This is a genomic window from Cupriavidus sp. R6-3 (assembly GCF_059772245.1).
The window spans coordinates 1-16015 of sequence record NZ_JCBAJO010000106.1; the positions used below are offsets into that span (position 1 = coordinate 1).

13 protein-coding genes and 1 pseudogene are annotated in these 16015 nt (G+C 67.4%); 1 reads left to right on the forward strand and 13 read right to left on the reverse strand.

Annotated elements, in window-relative coordinates:
- Positions 1-1712: ATP-dependent zinc metalloprotease FtsH (gene ftsH, locus AC6EI8_RS16145; protein WP_498382373.1), on the reverse strand; the 1712-nt coding region annotated here is incomplete at its 3' end.
- A gap of 250 nt (positions 1713-1962) precedes the next feature.
- A complete protein-coding gene (locus AC6EI8_RS16150) occupies positions 1963-2628 on the reverse strand; it encodes an RlmE family RNA methyltransferase (protein WP_149319833.1) in 666 nt (221 codons plus the stop codon).
- Positions 2629-2776: 148 nt separating this feature from the next.
- Between AC6EI8_RS16150 and AC6EI8_RS16155 the strand changes: the two genes are divergently transcribed.
- The gene (locus tag AC6EI8_RS16155) at positions 2777-3277 is read left to right on the forward strand and encodes a YhbY family RNA-binding protein (RefSeq protein WP_150082652.1); all 501 of its coding nucleotides are present in this window, start codon (positions 2777-2779) and stop codon (positions 3275-3277) included.
- 67 nt (positions 3278-3344) lie between these two features.
- Here the strand turns inward: AC6EI8_RS16155 and AC6EI8_RS16160 are convergent, their stop codons facing one another.
- The 11 genes and pseudogenes from AC6EI8_RS16160 to AC6EI8_RS16210 form a co-directional block, all read right to left on the reverse strand.
- Positions 3345-3818 (reverse strand): DUF4149 domain-containing protein, encoded by a 474-nt coding sequence (locus AC6EI8_RS16160; RefSeq protein WP_149319874.1) that lies wholly within the window; start codon positions 3816-3818, stop codon positions 3345-3347.
- Between the two features lie 67 nt (positions 3819-3885).
- The gene (gene greA / locus AC6EI8_RS16165; RefSeq protein WP_149319831.1) at positions 3886-4362 is read right to left on the reverse strand and encodes a transcription elongation factor GreA; all 477 of its coding nucleotides are present in this window, start codon (positions 4360-4362) and stop codon (positions 3886-3888) included.
- 303 nt (positions 4363-4665) lie between these two features.
- Positions 4666-7914, reverse strand: a complete 3249-nt coding sequence (gene carB, locus AC6EI8_RS16170) for a carbamoyl-phosphate synthase large subunit (protein ID WP_149319830.1) — start codon at positions 7912-7914, stop codon at positions 4666-4668.
- Positions 7915-7981: 67 nt separating this feature from the next.
- On the reverse strand, positions 7982-8710 hold the full coding sequence (leuE, locus tag AC6EI8_RS16175) for a leucine efflux protein LeuE (protein ID WP_226107624.1): 729 nt from the start codon (positions 8708-8710) through the stop codon (positions 7982-7984).
- A 71-nt stretch (positions 8711-8781) separates the two neighbouring features.
- Positions 8782-9918: a glutamine-hydrolyzing carbamoyl-phosphate synthase small subunit gene (gene carA / locus AC6EI8_RS16180; protein WP_226107623.1), complete on the reverse strand. Its 1137-nt coding sequence runs from the start codon at positions 9916-9918 to the stop codon at positions 8782-8784.
- 352 nt (positions 9919-10270) lie between these two features.
- Positions 10271-10693, reverse strand: coding sequence for a RidA family protein (locus tag AC6EI8_RS16185; RefSeq protein WP_226107688.1), 423 nt, complete (start codon positions 10691-10693; stop codon positions 10271-10273).
- Positions 10694-10993: 300 nt separating this feature from the next.
- A pseudogene (locus AC6EI8_RS16190) lies at positions 10994-11422 on the reverse strand (acyl-CoA thioesterase); the annotation flags it as partial.
- Positions 11419-13089 (reverse strand): AMP-binding protein, encoded by a 1671-nt coding sequence (locus tag AC6EI8_RS16195; protein ID WP_149319827.1) that lies wholly within the window; start codon positions 13087-13089, stop codon positions 11419-11421. The gene AC6EI8_RS16195 and the pseudogene AC6EI8_RS16190, both read right to left, overlap by 4 nt.
- Positions 13090-13133: 44 nt before the next feature.
- Positions 13134-14354, reverse strand: coding sequence for an acyl-CoA dehydrogenase family protein (locus tag AC6EI8_RS16200; protein ID WP_226107621.1), 1221 nt, complete (start codon positions 14352-14354; stop codon positions 13134-13136).
- Between the two features lie 38 nt (positions 14355-14392).
- Positions 14393-15244, reverse strand: a complete 852-nt coding sequence (locus AC6EI8_RS16205) for an enoyl-CoA hydratase family protein (RefSeq protein ID WP_226107620.1) — start codon at positions 15242-15244, stop codon at positions 14393-14395.
- A gap of 144 nt (positions 15245-15388) precedes the next feature.
- Positions 15389-16015 (reverse strand): SDR family NAD(P)-dependent oxidoreductase (locus AC6EI8_RS16210; RefSeq protein WP_498382374.1); only part of this gene is annotated, 627 nt, incomplete at its 5' end.

Sequence of the window (16015 nt, forward strand, 5' to 3'; positions counted from 1 at the left end):
GCCTCGACCTTGTCGCGATTCTCTTCCAGCAGGCGCTTGGCCAGCGCGTACTGCTCGTCGAGGATGCGGCGGATCTCGCCGTCGACCTTCTGCTGCGTGACTTCGGACACCGACTTGGACGACATCTTGCCGAACAGGCCTTCCTGCTCCGTGTCGACATAGACCATCGTGCCCAGCGTGTCGCTCATGCCGAAGCGGGTCACCATGTCGCGCGCGATCTTGGTGGCGCGCTCGAAGTCGTTGGACGCCCCGGTGCTCATCGCATTGAGGAACACCTCTTCCGCGGCGCGACCGCCGAACAGGATGGCGATCTCGTCGAGCATGTTGTCCTTGTACTTCGAGTACTTGTCATGCTCGGGCAGCTGCCAGGTCACGCCCAGCGCCCAGCCGCGCGGCATGATCGTGACCTTGTGCACCGGGTCGGCCTTGGGCAGCAGCTTGGCCACCACCGCATGGCCCGACTCGTGGTACGCGGTCGCCTTGCGTTCCTCTTCGCGCATCACCGTGGACTTGCGCTCCGGACCCATGTAGATCTTGTCCTTCGCGTCCTCGAAGTCCTGCATGTCGACCACGCGCTTGTTGCGGCGGGCGGCGAACAGCGCGGCCTCGTTGACCAGGTTGGCCAGGTCGGCGCCGGAGAAGCCCGGCGTGCCGCGCGCGATCACCGACGCGTCGACATCGTTGCCGATCGGCACCTTGCGCATATGGACCTTCAGGATCTGCTCGCGGCCGCGGATGTCCGGCAGGCCGACGAAGACCTGGCGGTCGAAGCGGCCCGGACGCAGCAGGGCCTTGTCCAGCACGTCGGCACGGTTGGTCGCGGCGATCACGATCACGCCCGAGTTGGCCTCGAAGCCGTCCATCTCGACCAGCATCTGGTTCAGCGTCTGCTCGCGCTCGTCGTTGCCGCCGCCCATGCCGGCGCCGCGATGGCGGCCGACCGCGTCGATTTCATCGATGAACACGATGCAGGGGGCCTGCTTCTTGGCGTTCTCGAACATGTCGCGCACGCGGGCCGCGCCGACGCCGACGAACATTTCGACGAAGTCCGAACCGGAGATGCTGAAGAACGGGACCTTGGCCTCGCCGGCGATGGCGCGCGCCAGCAGCGTCTTGCCGGTACCCGGAGGGCCGACCAGCAGCACGCCGCGCGGAATGCGTCCGCCCAGCTTCTGGAACTTCTGCGGGTCCTTCAGGAAGTCGACCAGCTCGACCACTTCTTCCTTGGCCTCGTCGCACCCGGCGACGTCCTGGAAGGTGACCGCGTTCTGGTTCTCGTCGATCAGGCGCGCACGCGACTTGCCGAACGAGAAGGCGCCGCCTTTCCCGCCACCCTGCATCTGCCGCATCATGTAGAACCAGAACACGATGATCAGCAGGGTCGGTCCGAGGTAGTACAGGGCCTGGACCAGCACATTGGGCTCGTCATCGGCCTTGCCGGTCACCTGGACGCCGTATTTCATCAGGTCGCCGACCATCCAGATGTCGCCCGGCGAGATGATGGTGTATTTCTGCCCTTCCTTGGGCGTCACCACGAGGTTTCGGCCCTGTACGTCGACGCGGCTCACCTTGCCGTTCTTGGCGTCATCCATGAACTGCGAATAGGTGACGCTTTCCTGCGCACGGGGCTTGTCGAACTGCTTGAAGACGGTAAACAACACCAGCGCGATCACGAGCCAGATTGCCGCCTTTTGAAACAGGTTGTTATTCAAGGCCGAACTCCTTTGCGAATGCCTTGCCAACGATAGCTGCATTGCATTGTAATGCAGCGCCGCCCCGGGGGGCGAAAAGCGTCCCTATCGGACCGATAGCGATAGCGCCAGCGGCCGACAGCCCGTAGGCCAATGCGGGACGACACTCAGACCGGCAACGGCTCAAATGGTGCCCGGCTTCGGGTCCATGGGCAGTGCCCGGCCCCCGTGCCGGGCGGTCCGGCGGCTTCCGCCACGCAGCCGGGCAATTTCAGCCCGGCGACTTCAGGTGGCGCCCCAGAATGAAGGTTTCGGAGGACTTGTCCCGCGAGGCCTTCGGCTTGCGCTTGGCGACCACCTTGAACTGGCGCTTGAACTTTTCGACGATCTGGCTGTAGCCGCTGCCGTGGAAGCACTTTACCAGCAACGCGCCATCGGGTTTCAGATGGGCCTGGGCGAATTCGAGCGCCAGGTCGCACAGATATTCGATGCGCGCCGCATCGGCCGAGGCCACACCGGACAAATTGGGGGCCATATCGGACAAAACAAGGTCGATCTTGTTGCCGCCGGAGGCCTCCAGCACGATCTGCTCGAGCTGGCGGAACACCGCCTCCTCGCGGAAGTCGCCCTGGATGAAGGTCACGTCGGCGACCGGCTCCATCGGCAGCAGGTCGATCGCGACCACCGCCCCGTCGATATGCCCTTCCCGCGCCCGGGGCGAGGCCGCCAGCTTGTTGCGCACATACTGGCTCCAGCTGCCCGGCGCCGCGCCCAGGTCGACGATGACCTGCCCCGGCTGGATCAGCTTGTCCTGCTCGTCGATCTCCTTGAGCTTGTAGGCCGCGCGCGCGCGATAGCCTTCGCGCTGCGCCAGCTTGACGTAGGGATCGTTGATATGGTCGTGCAGCCACGACTGCCTGAACTTGTTCTTGGCCATTTCTCGTGATTTCGCCGCCAGACCGTGACGGTTTGACGGATAATACGCGCCGTTGCGACGCCCTTGCGACGTAAGAGGCCCTACCGGCCGAATTTCCAGCCGACTTCGCAGCCGCCTTTACCGGCGTCGCCCCTATTCCTGCCTGACTATGCCTGCCCTTCAATTGAATCCCGCCCAGCGCTCCGAACTCCGCTCCCGTGCCCACGGCCTGAACCCGGTCGTGATGATCGGCGCCGAGGGGTTGACCCGTGCCGTCCTGGCCGAGATCGACCGCAGCCTCGCGGCCCACGAACTGATCAAGATCCGCGTGTTCGGCGACGAGCGCGACACCCGCATCGCCATCTACGAAGCCATTTGCGATGAACTCGGCGCCGCCCCGATCCAGCACATCGGCAAGCTGCTGGTGGTCTGGCGTCCCGGCCCCGCGCGGCTCAAGGAGAACCAGCCGCAGGACCTCGGCCGCATGGCGCCGGCTCGCCGCGGCGCGGCACCGCGCACCGTCACGGTTCGCAAGCCCGCCGCCAAGCCGGGCGGCCGCCCGACCCGCAACGAGGTGCGCGTGCTCGGCAACGAGCGCGTGACCGCCGGCGGCAACGTCAAGCGCGCCCGCAGCCGCCAGGCCAGCCAGAAAAAGAAGTCGCTGGGCTGATCGGTGCCGTGCACCCCTCTCCCGCAAGCGGAGAGGGGCAAAAAAACCGCCCAGCGGGGAAGTCCCTTCAGTCCTCCGCCACGGTGCGCCGGCCGGCGAGACGCCAGACCAGCACCAGCGCCAGCACGCTCTGCAGCAGATAGAAGGCGCTCGAGATGCCGTGCAGCATGCCGAAGCGCGCGCGGAACGGCGACTCGGACACGCCGAGCCCCATCGCCTGCGCCTTGTGCCGCAGGCTCTCCATGAAGGGCTGCAGCCCGAAATACCCAATCAGCACGCAGCACAGCATGCCGAGCACCAGCCAGCGCAGCGCCCGGTAGCGCGTGGCGCCGCGCCGGATCATCACGTTGCACAGCACCAGCTGCAGCACGCCGATCACCACGCCGAGCACGGCCTCGGTGCGGAACAGCTGCCCCGCCAGCATGCCGGCCATTTCGCGGCTCGGCAGCACGGCAAACAGCGTGGGAGCGACCAGATAGCCGATCGTCCAGAGGCTGCCGGCCCAGATCACCGTCAGCAGCAGGAACAGCCGGTGGGGCAGCAGCGGCTGGCCGGCGGACGCCGGGCCCGGCAGCGGGGAGGACGGCGAGACCACGGCGCGCGCCGCCTCAGATGTAGCGGACGGTGATGACTTCGTACTCGCGCTCGCCCCCGGGGGCCAGCACGGTTGCGACATCGCCCTCGAACTTGCCGATCAGCGCCCGCGCGATCGGCGAGCTGACGGAGATCTTGCCGCTGTCGAGATCGGCTTCGTCCTCGCCGACGATCTGATAGCGGACCGACTTGCCCGACTCCAGGTCTTCCAGGTCGACGGTGGCGCCGAACACGATACGGCCATCGGTGTCGAGCTGGGTGGGATCGATGATCTGCGCGGCCGACAGCTTGGCCTCCACTTCCTGGATGCGGCCCTCGATAAAGGCCTGCTTTTCCTTGGCTGCGTCGTATTCCGCGTTTTCCGACAGATCGCCCTGCGCGCGCGCCTCGGCGATGGCATTGATCACCGCGGGACGTTCGACGGCCTTCAGGCGTTGCAGCTCCGCTTTCAGGAGTTCTGCGCCGCGCTTGGTAATCGGAATGGTGCTCATGTCTTCGTCAGGCAAAAAAATGAGCCGCAGCGCAGCGGGCGATGTACGCAGCGGTTTTGCCGGCACACCTCCGCTCAACCGCGGCTTTTAGGTTCGTTGGTGACTACCAGGGAATATTCGGTAATGCGTTGCGATACCGTTGCAATACCGGATATTGCTTCGTATTGCTTCTTTTTCGGCCGGCAGGCCGCCGAAATTCCCGTTAGTTTAGGACAAGACGTCCGCCGGCATCAACACCGGCGGACGCAGGGGTCCGGCGCATCCGGTCCCGTCAGCCGAACCTGGGCTCGGCCGGGACCGTGATCAGGCCAGCGAAGCGTGCAGGCCCTGCAGGTCGTAGACCTCCAGATTCTGCATCTGCTTCAGGCCCTCGACCGCGGCGCGGGCACCGGCGATGGTCGTGTAGTACGGCACGCGGTTGGCCAGCGCCGAGATCCGGATCGAGCGCGAATCGGCGATCGCGGTGCGGGTCTCGTCGACCGTGGTGAACACCAGCGCCAGCTCGCCGTTCTTCAGCATGTCGACGATATGCGGACGGCCGTCCTTGACCTTGTTGACCACGCGCACCGGAATGCCGGCCGCCTCGATCGCGGACGCGGTGCCGCGGGTCGCCACCAGCGGGTAGCCCATGTCGTGCAGCATGCGGGCGACGCTGACCGCGTGCGGCTTGTCGCTGTCCTTGACGGTCAGCAGCACGGTGCCGCGTTCCGGCAGGCGCGAACCGGCCGCCAGCTGGCTCTTGAACAGGGCCTCGCCGAAGGTCTTGCCCACGCCCATCACCTCGCCGGTCGAACGCATCTCGGGTCCGAGCACCGGATCGACGCCAGGGAACTTGTTGAACGGGAACACCGCTTCCTTGACGCTGTAGTACGGCGGCACCACCTCGTCGCCGATGCCCTGCTCGTCCAGCGACTGGCCGGCCATGCAGCGCGCGGCGATCTTGGCCAGCGACAGGCCGGTGGCCTTCGACACGTACGGCACCGTGCGCGAGGCGCGCGGGTTCACTTCGAGCACGTAGACGATGTCCTGACCGTCCTTCTGCTGGATCGCGAACTGGACGTTCATCAGGCCGACCACGTTCAGCGCCTTGGCCATCGCGGCGGTCTGGCGCTTCAGTTCGTCGACGGTCGCCTGCGACAGCGAGTACGGCGGCAGCGAGCACGCCGAATCGCCCGAGTGGACGCCCGCCTGCTCGATATGCTCCATCACGCCGCCGATGAAGACGCGCTTGCCATCGCACAGCGCATCGACGTCGCACTCGATCGCATCGTTGAGGAAGCGATCGAGCAGCACCGGCGAGTCGTTCGACACCTTGACCGCCTCGCGCATGTAGCGCTCGAGGTCGCGCGGCTCATGGACGATCTCCATCGCGCGGCCGCCCAGCACGTACGACGGGCGCACCACCAGCGGGTAGCCGATTTCCTCGGCCAGCTTCAGCGCCTCGTCCTCGGCGCGTGCGGTACGGTTCGGCGGCTGGCGCAGGCCGAGTTCCTGCAGCAGCTTCTGGAAGCGCTCGCGATCCTCGGCCGCGTCGATCATGTCGGGGCTCGTGCCGATGATGGGCACGCCGTTGGCCTCCAGATCCAGCGCCAGCTTCAGCGGGGTCTGGCCGCCATACTGCACGATCACGCCGACCGGCTTTTCCTTGTCGACGATCTCCAGCACGTCCTCGAGCGTCAGCGGCTCGAAGTACAGGCGGTCGGAGGTGTCGTAGTCGGTCGACACGGTCTCGGGGTTGCAGTTGACCATGATGGTCTCGTAGCCATCCTCGCGCAGCGCGAGCGCCGCGTGCACGCAGCAGTAGTCGAACTCGATGCCCTGGCCGATCCGGTTCGGGCCGCCGCCCAGCACCATGATCTTGCGCTTGTCGGTCGGGTTGGCCTCGCACTCGCCGTGCTCGGCCTCGTAGGTCGAGTACATGTAGGCGGTGTTGGTGGCGAATTCCGCCGCGCAGGTGTCGACGCGCTTGTAGACCGGGCGCACGTTGCTCGCCAGGCGCGCCTGGCGCACGGCCTTGGCGTCGGTCTTCATCAGCTTGGCCAGGCGCCGGTCGGAGAAGCCCTTCTGCTTCAGGTAGCGCAGCTCGGCCGCCGACAGGCTGTCCAGCGTGCGGGCCTTGACCTGGGCCTCGGTCTTGACGATGTCCTCGATCTGGGCGAGGAACCACGGGTCGATATCGGTCTCGGCGTACACCTCCTCGAGCGACATGCCCAGGCGGAACGCATCGCCGACGTACCAGATCCGGTCCGGGCCCGCCTCGCCGATCTCCTCGACGATCTCGTCGCGGTCGGTCGACTTCTCGTCCAGACCGTCGACGCCGACCTCGAGGCCGCGCAGCGCCTTCTGGAACGATTCCTGGAAGGTGCGGCCCATCGCCATCACCTCGCCCACCGACTTCATCTGCGTGGTCAGGTGGCTGTCGGCCTGCGGGAATTTCTCGAAGGCGAAGCGCGGCACCTTGGTGACCACGTAGTCGATCGACGGCTCGAACGATGCCGGGGTCTGGCCGCCGGTGATCTCGTTCTTCAGCTCGTCCAGCGTGTAGCCGACCGCCAGCTTGGCGGCGACCTTGGCGATCGGGAAGCCGGTGGCCTTCGAGGCCAGCGCGGACGAACGCGACACACGCGGGTTCATCTCGATCACGATCATCCGGCCATCCTTGGGATTGATCGAGAACTGGACGTTGGAGCCGCCGGTATCGACGCCGATCTCGCGCAGCACCGCCAGCGAGGCGTTGCGCAGCAGCTGGTATTCCTTGTCGGTCAGGGTCTGCGCCGGCGCGACGGTGATCGAGTCGCCGGTGTGGATACCCATCGGGTCCAGGTTCTCGATCGAGCAGACGATGATGCAGTTGTCCTTCTTGTCGCGGACCACTTCCATCTCATACTCTTTCCAGCCCAGCAGCGATTCCTCGATCAGCAGCTCGCGCGTCGGCGACAGGTCCAGGCCGCGCTTGCAGATCTCCTCGAATTCCTCGCGGTTGTAGGCGATGCCGCCGCCGGTGCCGCCCAAGGTGAAGGAGGGGCGGATCACGATCGGATAGCCGCTGGTGTTGGTCTCGCGCGCGATCTGCGACTGCACGGCCAGCGCCTCTTCCATCGAGTGGGCGATGCCGGACTTGGCCGAACCGAGACCGATCCTGGTCATCGCGTCCTTGAACTTCTGGCGGTCCTCGGCCTTGTCGATCGCCTCGGGCGAGGCGCCGATCAGCTCGACCTTGTACTTGTCGAGCACGCCGTGGCGGTGCAGGTCCAGCGCGCAGTTCAGCGCGGTCTGGCCGCCCATGGTGGGCAGGATCGCGTCGGGACGCTCCTTGGCGATGATGCGCTCGACCACTTCCCACGTGATGGGCTCGATGTAGGTCACATCGGCGGTGTTCGGGTCGGTCATGATGGTCGCCGGGTTCGAATTGACCAGGATGACCTTGAAGCCTTCCTCGCGCAGCGCCTTGCACGCCTGCGCGCCGGAATAGTCGAACTCGCAGGCCTGGCCGATGATGATGGGGCCCGCGCCGATGATCAGGATGCTCTGGATGTCTGTGCGTTTTGGCATTGCACGCTCTCTTTGTCGGCCGGTCCGCGCTCGCTGGGAGCAGGCGCACCGCGCCGGATATCAATATTCAGTTCAGGGTGGCCGTCGCCAGCTTGGCGCCGAAGCCGATAAACATCGCGCCCACGCCGCTCGCCATGCCGGCCGACAGCCTGCGCCGGCGGCGGAAGGCCTCGGCCAGCTTCGCGCCGACGAAGATGATGGCGGTCAGGTAGGCGAAGCTGCAGACCTGGCAGACCAGCCCCAGCGCGGCGAACGACAGCACCGGATAGGCGAACTGCGGATCGACGAACTGGATGAAGAACGAGACGAAGAACAGGATGGCCTTGGGGTTCAGCAGGCTGATCAGCAGCGCCTTGCGAAAGGGGTTGGTCGGGTCGGTGGCCTGCACCGGTCCCTGGCCCTCGCCCCGCCCCTCGCCCTGCCCCGCAGCCTCGCACTGCTCCGCCGCCGCGGCTTGCGCGCCCTTGCCGTGGCCGGTCCAGCTGCGCAGCGCGCCGCGCAGCATCTGGAAGCCGATCCACGCCAGATAGGCGGCGCCGATGTATTTGATCACGTAGAACAGCCCGGGGCTGGCCTTGAGCAGCGAGGCCACGCCGGCCGCCGACAGCACCATCAGGATGGCGTCGCCGAGGAACACGCCGCAGGCGCCGCGATAGCCGGCGCGCACGCCCCGCTGCGCGGCGACCGACAGCACGTACATCGAATTCGGCCCCGGCAGCAGCACGATGAAGATCGTGCCCAGCAGGTAGGTCCAGAAATCGGTAATGCCGAAGGTGGCGTGCATCAGGGCGTTCATGGTCGCGATCCTGTCGTCGTCTCGTCCGCGTCTTGTCAGCGTCTTGTCCGGTCTCGATGTCGAGGTCCGCCTTACTGGCGGGCCTCCTCCATCAGCTTCGTGAAGCGGTCGAACAGATAGGCCACGTCGTGCGGGCCGGGCGACGCTTCCGGGTGTCCCTGGAAGCAGAAGGCCGGCTTGTCGTTCAGCGCGAAGCCCTGCAGCGTGCCGTCGAACAGCGAGACGTGGGTCACGCGCGCGTTGGCCGGCAGCGTCGCGGCGTCGACCGCAAAGCCGTGGTTCTGCGAGGTGATCACCACGCGGCCGTCATCCAGATCCTTGACCGGATGGTTGGCGCCGTGGTGGCCGGTCGGCATCTTGACGGTCTTCGCACCGACGGCCAGGCCCATGATCTGGTGGCCCAGGCAGATGCCGAAGGTCGGGATGCCGCGCTGCAGGAATTCCTGCGTGGCGCGGATCGCGTAGTCGCACGGCTCAGGATCGCCCGGGCCGTTGGCCAGGAAGATGCCGTGCGGCTTGTAGGCCAGCGCGTCGGCGGCGGTCGACTGGGCCGGCAGCACCGTGATGCGGCAGCCGCGCTGGGCCAGCATCCGCAGGATGTTGAACTTGACGCCGTAGTCGAACGCGACCACGTGGAAACGCGGGTTCTCCAGCTTGCCATAGCCGCGTTCCAGCGCCCACTCGGTCTGGTTCCACTCGTACGGCTCCTTGACCGACACGACCTTGGCCAGGTCCATGCCGGCCAGGCCCGGGAACGAGCGCGCCAAGTCGATGGCCTTCTGCGCGTTGTCCTCGCCGGCCAGGATGCAGCCGTTCTGCGCACCCTTCTCGCGCAGGATGCGGGTCAGCTTGCGGGTGTCGATGCCGGCAATGGCGGGCACCTTCTCCTGCTTCAGGTAGTGCGGCAGCGTGTGCTGCTTGCGGAAGTTCGAGGCGAGCAGCGGCAGATCCTTGATGATCAGGCCGGCGGCATGGACTTTGGTGGCTTCGACATCCTCGGAATTGACGCCGACATTGCCGATATGCGGATACGTCAGCGTGACGATCTGCCGCGAATAGCTCGGGTCGGTGAGGATTTCCTGGTAACCGGTCAGCGCGGTGTTGAACACCACTTCGCCGATGGTATGGCCGGAGGCGCCGATGGAATAGCCACGAAAGACCGTGCCGTCTGCTAGCGCAAGGATGGCGGGCGGAAAAGACGGTAACACGGGTAGGCTCCTGCTGGATTCACCCCGTGACCGACCTCTCTCGACGCCTCGTGCCCCGAATCTGACGGCGAGCGCACCGGCGGCGAGCCGGGGCTGTCGGGCCGGGCTGCGCGGGATTCGGCGTGGGGGCGGCAAAGGTGTCGACGGCGATCGGCACGGCGCTCCGGGGCGAATCCGCAGGGCAGCGGTCAGGGCGGCGGAAGGTGGAATGCGGTTGGCGCTAGGGTGAAGGGTTCTGAAAGCGAAACTTTCGGATTCTACCTCACGCCGGCCAATTTCTCAAGTTTTCAAGGACTTGCGTATGCCGGGCGAGGGATTTCCCTCCCCCGGTTACGTGATGCGCGCGCCAGTATCACGCTGTCGCGGACACGGTGGGCGGCACCACGGCTGTCACTTCGATCTCGACCCGGGCGCGCGGTTCGATCAGGTCCGCGACCTCGATCGCGGTCATGGCCGGAAAGTGGCGCCCGATGATCTGGCGATAGTGTTTGCCGATGGCGGGATAGGCGGCGACATATTCCGCCTTGTCCTTCACATACCAGGTCATTCGGGCGATATGCTCGGGCCGCGCGCCGCCCTGCTCCAGGATCGCGACCACATTGCGCAGCGCCTGGGCCGTCTGCTCGGCGAAGTCGTCGCTTTCGAATTCGCACTGGCCGTTCCAGCCGATCTGGCCGCCGACGAAGATCAGCCGGCTGCCGGCCTGGAATTCGGTCAGGATGCCGTTGGCATAGCCCCGCGGCGCGGCCCAGCCCGGGGGCTGCAGCACGGCCATCGGCTGGCCCCGCTCGGCGGCGGTGGCGGTCTTCGCGGTGTTCGCACTGGTCGAGGATTTGGCGGCAGGCGCCACGATATCGTTCATAGCTTGGACTCGTCAGGAATTCGATGAAGTAGAGGCCGAGATGGCCGAGGCGGCGGAGGTGCCCTCTGCGGCCGAACTGCGCGCTGTGGTCGAAGCGGCCGATGTGGCCGATGTAGCCGATGTAGCCGATGTAGCCGATGTGGCCGATGTGGCCGATTTGGCCGAGCTGCCCGTTGCGGTCGCTGTGGCCGATGCGGCTTCGGCCGCTTCGTCGACGAAGCGGGCCATCGCCTCGCGCACCGGCGCGGGAAAGGGCCGCGGCGCCATGCGGGCCGTATCGACGCAGACCAGGCGCTGACTGAATTCGACGCGCAGGTCCGCCCGCCCGTCGGCTTCCGCGCCGAGAAAACGCACTCGCAGCGTGCAGCTGGAACTGCCCAGCCGCGTCACCGCCAGCTCGCGCGTCAGCACCTCGCCCATCCGGCTCGGCGCGACGAAGCGGCACTGCAGGTCCGCGGTCGGCACGCCTGCGCGATCGGCGCCGTGCATGCGCTCGAACGGCCAGTCGAGCGCCTCGCGAAACCAGTCTTCGACCAGATCGTTCAGCATCTCGAAATAGCGCGGAAAGAACACGATGCCGGCGGCGTCGCAGTCCTTGAAGCGCACCCGCACCGTGTTGCGAAAGCTCGCGGCTGCCGTCATGACGCCGGCGTCCCGTTCTGCTCGGCCATCTGCCGCAGCCGGAAACGCTGCAGCTTGCCGGTCTCGGTGCGCGGCAGCGCGTCGACGAAGTGGATGCGGCGCGGATACTTGTACGGCGCGATCTGCCGCTTGACGTGCTCCTGCAGCGTGACGCGCATCGCATCGTCGCCGTGGAAGCCGGGTCGCAGCACCACATAGGCGGCCACCACCTGGCCGCGCCCGTCATCGGGCGCGCCGACCACGCCGCACTCGGCCACCGCTTCGTGCTGCATCAGCGCGGCCTCGACCTCGGGACCGGCGATGTTGTAGCCGGCCGAAACGATCATGTCGTCCGAACGCGCCTGGTAGAAGTAGTAGCCGTCGGCGTCCATCACGAAGGTATCGCCGGGCAGGTTCCAGCCGTCGCGTACGTAGTTGGCCTGGCGCGGATCGTCCAGATAGCGGCAGCCGGTCGGCCCCTGCACCGCCAGCTTGCCGGGCACGCCGGGCGGCAGCGTCTGCATGTTCTCGTCGACGATGCGCGCGACATAGCCGGGCACCACCTTGCCGATCGCCCCTGGCCGTACCTCGTCGCCGGCGCTGGAGATGAAGATGTGCATCATCTCGGTGCCGCCGATGCCGTCGATCATCTCGATGCCGGTCGCCGCCTTCCAGCTCTGGCGCGTGGCGTCGGGCAGCGCCTCGCCGGCCGACACGCTTTTCTTCAGGCTCGACAGGTCGTAGCGCCCCGCCGCCGCGGCCATCTGGCGATAGAAGGTCGGCGCGGTGAAGACGATGGTCGCGCGCGCGTCCTGGATCAGCGCCAGCAGCGTCTCCGGCGTCAGCTTCTCGGCCAGCACCGTCGAGGCGCCGGCCCGCAGCGGGAAGCACAGCAGCCCGCCCAGGCCGAAGGTGAAGGCCAGCGGCGGCGTGCCGCAGAACACGTCGTCGGCCGTGGGTTTAAGCACATGGCGCGGGAACAGGTCGCACATCGCCAGCACGTCGCGATGGAAATGCACGGTGCCCTTGGGCTGGCCGGTGGTGCCACTGGTAAAGGCGATCAGGCAGATGTCGTCGCTGGCGGTATCGCAGGCGGCGAAATCGTCGGGCTTGCCTTCCAGCGCCGCCTCGAGCGAGCCCGGCCCGCTGCCGTTGAAGCACAGCACCTGCCGCATCGTCGGACAGTGGAACTCGCCGCCCTCGCGCATGTTCGCGTCCAGCTCGTCGCGCAGCCGCGCATCGCACAGCGCGGCGCCCACCTCGGCGCGATCGATTACCTGCTTCAGTTCGCGCGCGCGCAGCAGCGGCATCGTCGGCACCGCGATCAGGCCGGCCTTCAGCGTCGCCAGCAGGCTCGCGGCCATCATCAGGTTGTTGGGACCGCGCAGCAGGATGCGGTTGCCGGGCACCAGTCCCATGTCCTCGGTCAGCACGCGCGCGATGCGGTTGGTCAGCGCGGCCAGCTCGGCATAGCTGACGGTGGCAAACCCGCCGGCGCTGCCGGCATCGGGATAGCGGATCGCGATCCGTTCGCCGCGGCCCTCGCGCACATGGCGATCGACCAGTTCCACCGCCGCGTTGAACCGCTCGGGATAGCGCGTGTCGTCGTTGAACAGGAACTGCGGCCAGGCCTCGCGCGGCGGCAGGCGGTCCTGGGCGAAGGTATCGATGTGGGCTGTGCTCGCCATGGCTGTCTCCTTGATGGGCGGCGCTCGTTCTGTGGAGCGCGCGGTCAGGACCGCGGTTGCCGCGCGGCCAGCGTTTCGCGCGCGACGATCAGCTTCTGCACTTCGGTGGCGCCCTCGTAGATGCGCAGCGAGCGGATCTCACGGTACAGGCTCTCGACCCGGCTGCCGATGCGTACGCCAAGTCCGCCAAACAGCTGCACCGCGCGATCGATCACCATCTGCGCGTTCTCGGTCGCAGTCATCTTGGCCATCGCGGCCTCGCGGGTCGTGCGGACCGGAGCGCCGCCTTGGGTGCCGCCCTGACTGCGGCCCGCGCCGGTATCGCGCAGCCACGCCGCACGCCAGGTCAGCAGCGCGGCCGCGTCGAGCGCGGTCGCCATCTCGCCGAGCGCGGCCTGCGTCAGCTGCAGGTCGGCCAGCTTGCCGCCGAAAATCGGGCGCGCGGTGGCCCGCGCGATCGCTTCATCGAGCGCCGCGCGGCCGAAGCCAAGCGCGGCGGCCGCGACCGAGGCGCGGAAGATGTCCAGCGTCATCATTGCCAGCTTGAAGCCCTGCCCCGGCTCGCCCAGCCGCTGCGAGACCGGCACGCGGCAGCCCTCGAAACGCAGCGTGGCCAACGGATGCGGCGCCATCACGTCGATGCGCTCGGCGATCCGCAGGCCCGGCGTATCGGCATCGACGACGAAGGCCGTGATGCCGCGCGCGCCGGGCGCCTCGCCGGTGCGCGCGAACACGCAGTAGAAGTCGGCGATGCCGCCGTTCGAGATCCACGTCTTGGTGCCGTCGAGCACGTAGTGGTCGCCGTCCAGCGTCGCGCTGCACTGCATCGCGGCGACGTCGGAACCGGCCTCCGGTTCGGACAGCGCGAAGGCCGCGATCGCCTCGCCGCGCGCCACGCGCGGCAGATAGCGCTGGCGCAGCGTCTCGTCGCCCGCCAGCGTGATCGCGCCCGAGCCCAGTCCCTGCATCGCGAACGCGAAGTCGGCCAACCCATCGTGGCGCGCCAGCGTCTCGCGCAGCAGGCACAGCGCGCGTGAATCGAGCTGGTCGAGCACGCCGCCGTAGGCGAGCGGCACGCAGTAGCGCAGCCAGCCGGCCTCGCCGAGCTGGCGCACCAGCGCGCGGCAGTCCGCGTCGACATCGGCGCCGGGCGCATGCGGCTGCGCGGACAACGAGCGCGCGCACCAGGCGTCCAGCTCGCGCGCCAGCGCGCGGTGCGCGTCGTCGAAGAAAGGCAGCGCCAGATCGTCTTGCCAACCGGTCATGTCAGTTCCCTCGGTTGCCTTCACTGAGTCACCTTCACTCAGTTGCCTTCGAACACGGGCTTCGCCTTGGCGACGAAGGCCTCGTAGGCGCGGCGGAAGTCGCCGGTCTGCATGCAGATCGCCTGGGCCTGCGCCTCGGCCTCGATGGCCTCGTCCAGCCCCATGTTCCATTCCTGGTGCAGCAGCTTCTTGGTGACGCCATGCGCGAAGGTCGGGCCCGCGGCCAGTTGCGCGGCCAGCGCGGCGGCTTCGTCGCGCAACCGCTCCGGCGCATGCAGCGCATTGAAGAAGCCCCACTGCAGCCCTTCCTGCGCGCTCATCGCGCGGCCCGTGTACAGCAGCTCGCTGGCGCGTCCCTGGCCGATCATGCGCGGCAGCAGCGTGCAGGCGCCCATGTCGGCACCGGCCAGGCCCACGCGCACGAACAGGAAGGCCGTGCGCGCCGATTCGGTCGCCAGACGCATGTCGGAGGCCAGCGCGATCATCGCGCCCGCGCCAGCGCAGACGCCGTCGACCGCCGCGATGATCGGTTGCGGACACGCCCGCATCGCCTTGACGAGGTCGCCGGTCATGCGCGTGAAATCCAGCAGCTCGGGCATCGCCATCTTCGTCAGCGGGCCGATGATCTCGTGCACGTCGCCGCCCGAGCAAAAATTGCCGCCTGCGCCCTGCACCACCACCGCCTTGATATCGTTCGCATAGACCAGCGCGCGGAACAGATCGCGCAGTTCCGCGTAGGCGTCGAAGGTCAGCGGGTTCTTGCGCTCGGGGCGGTTCAGCGTCACGGTGCCGACCTTGCCGTCATCGGATACCGACCACAGGAAGTGGCGCGGCGCGAAGTCCGCGAAGCCGCGCTTGTGGTGGCGCATGTCCAGTGCGATCTCGTTCATCTGCGTTCTCTCGTCGATGTGTCGATGTATCGGTGTGTCGGTGTGTCGGTGTGCCGGTGTGTCGGTGTGTCGGTGTGTGTGTCGATGTATCGCTGCCGAGGTCCCGGTGCTTGGGTTCGTCGTTCGCCGCCGCGGAAAGCCGGTTCAGCCCGCCATTACCTCGCCGCCGGCCACCGCGATGGCCTGGCCCGTGATCGCGCTCGCGGACGGCCGGCACAGCCACGCCACCGCGTCGGCCACTTCATCGGGATCCACCAGCCGGCGCTGCGGATTGCGGCCGGCCAGTTCGGCGCGCGCCTGCTCTTCCGTGCGGCCGGTCTTGCTCACGATATTGGCCACTGCCTCGCGCACGATGTCGGTATCGGTATAGCCGGGACAGACCGCATTGACCGTGACGCCGCTGCGCGCCAGCTCGAGCGCCAGCGCGCGCGTCAGCCCCAGCACGCCGTGCTTGGCGGCGCAGTAGGCCGTCACATAGGCATAGCCGGTCAGCGCGGCCGTGCTCGCGACATTGACCACGCGGCCCCAGCCCGCGTCCCGCATTGCGGGCAGCGCGGCCTGCGTGCACAGGAAGGTACCGGTCAGGTTCACGTCCAGCATGCGGCGCCACAGCGCCACGTCGGTTTTTGCAAACGGCGCGCTGTGCGCCTGGCCGGCGTTGTTGACCAGCAGGCTGATCGGACCCAGCGCCCGGGCGGCCGCGTCGAACGCCCGCGCCACGCTGTCGGCATCGGCGACGTCCGCCTGGACTCGATGCAGCCGCGCACCGGG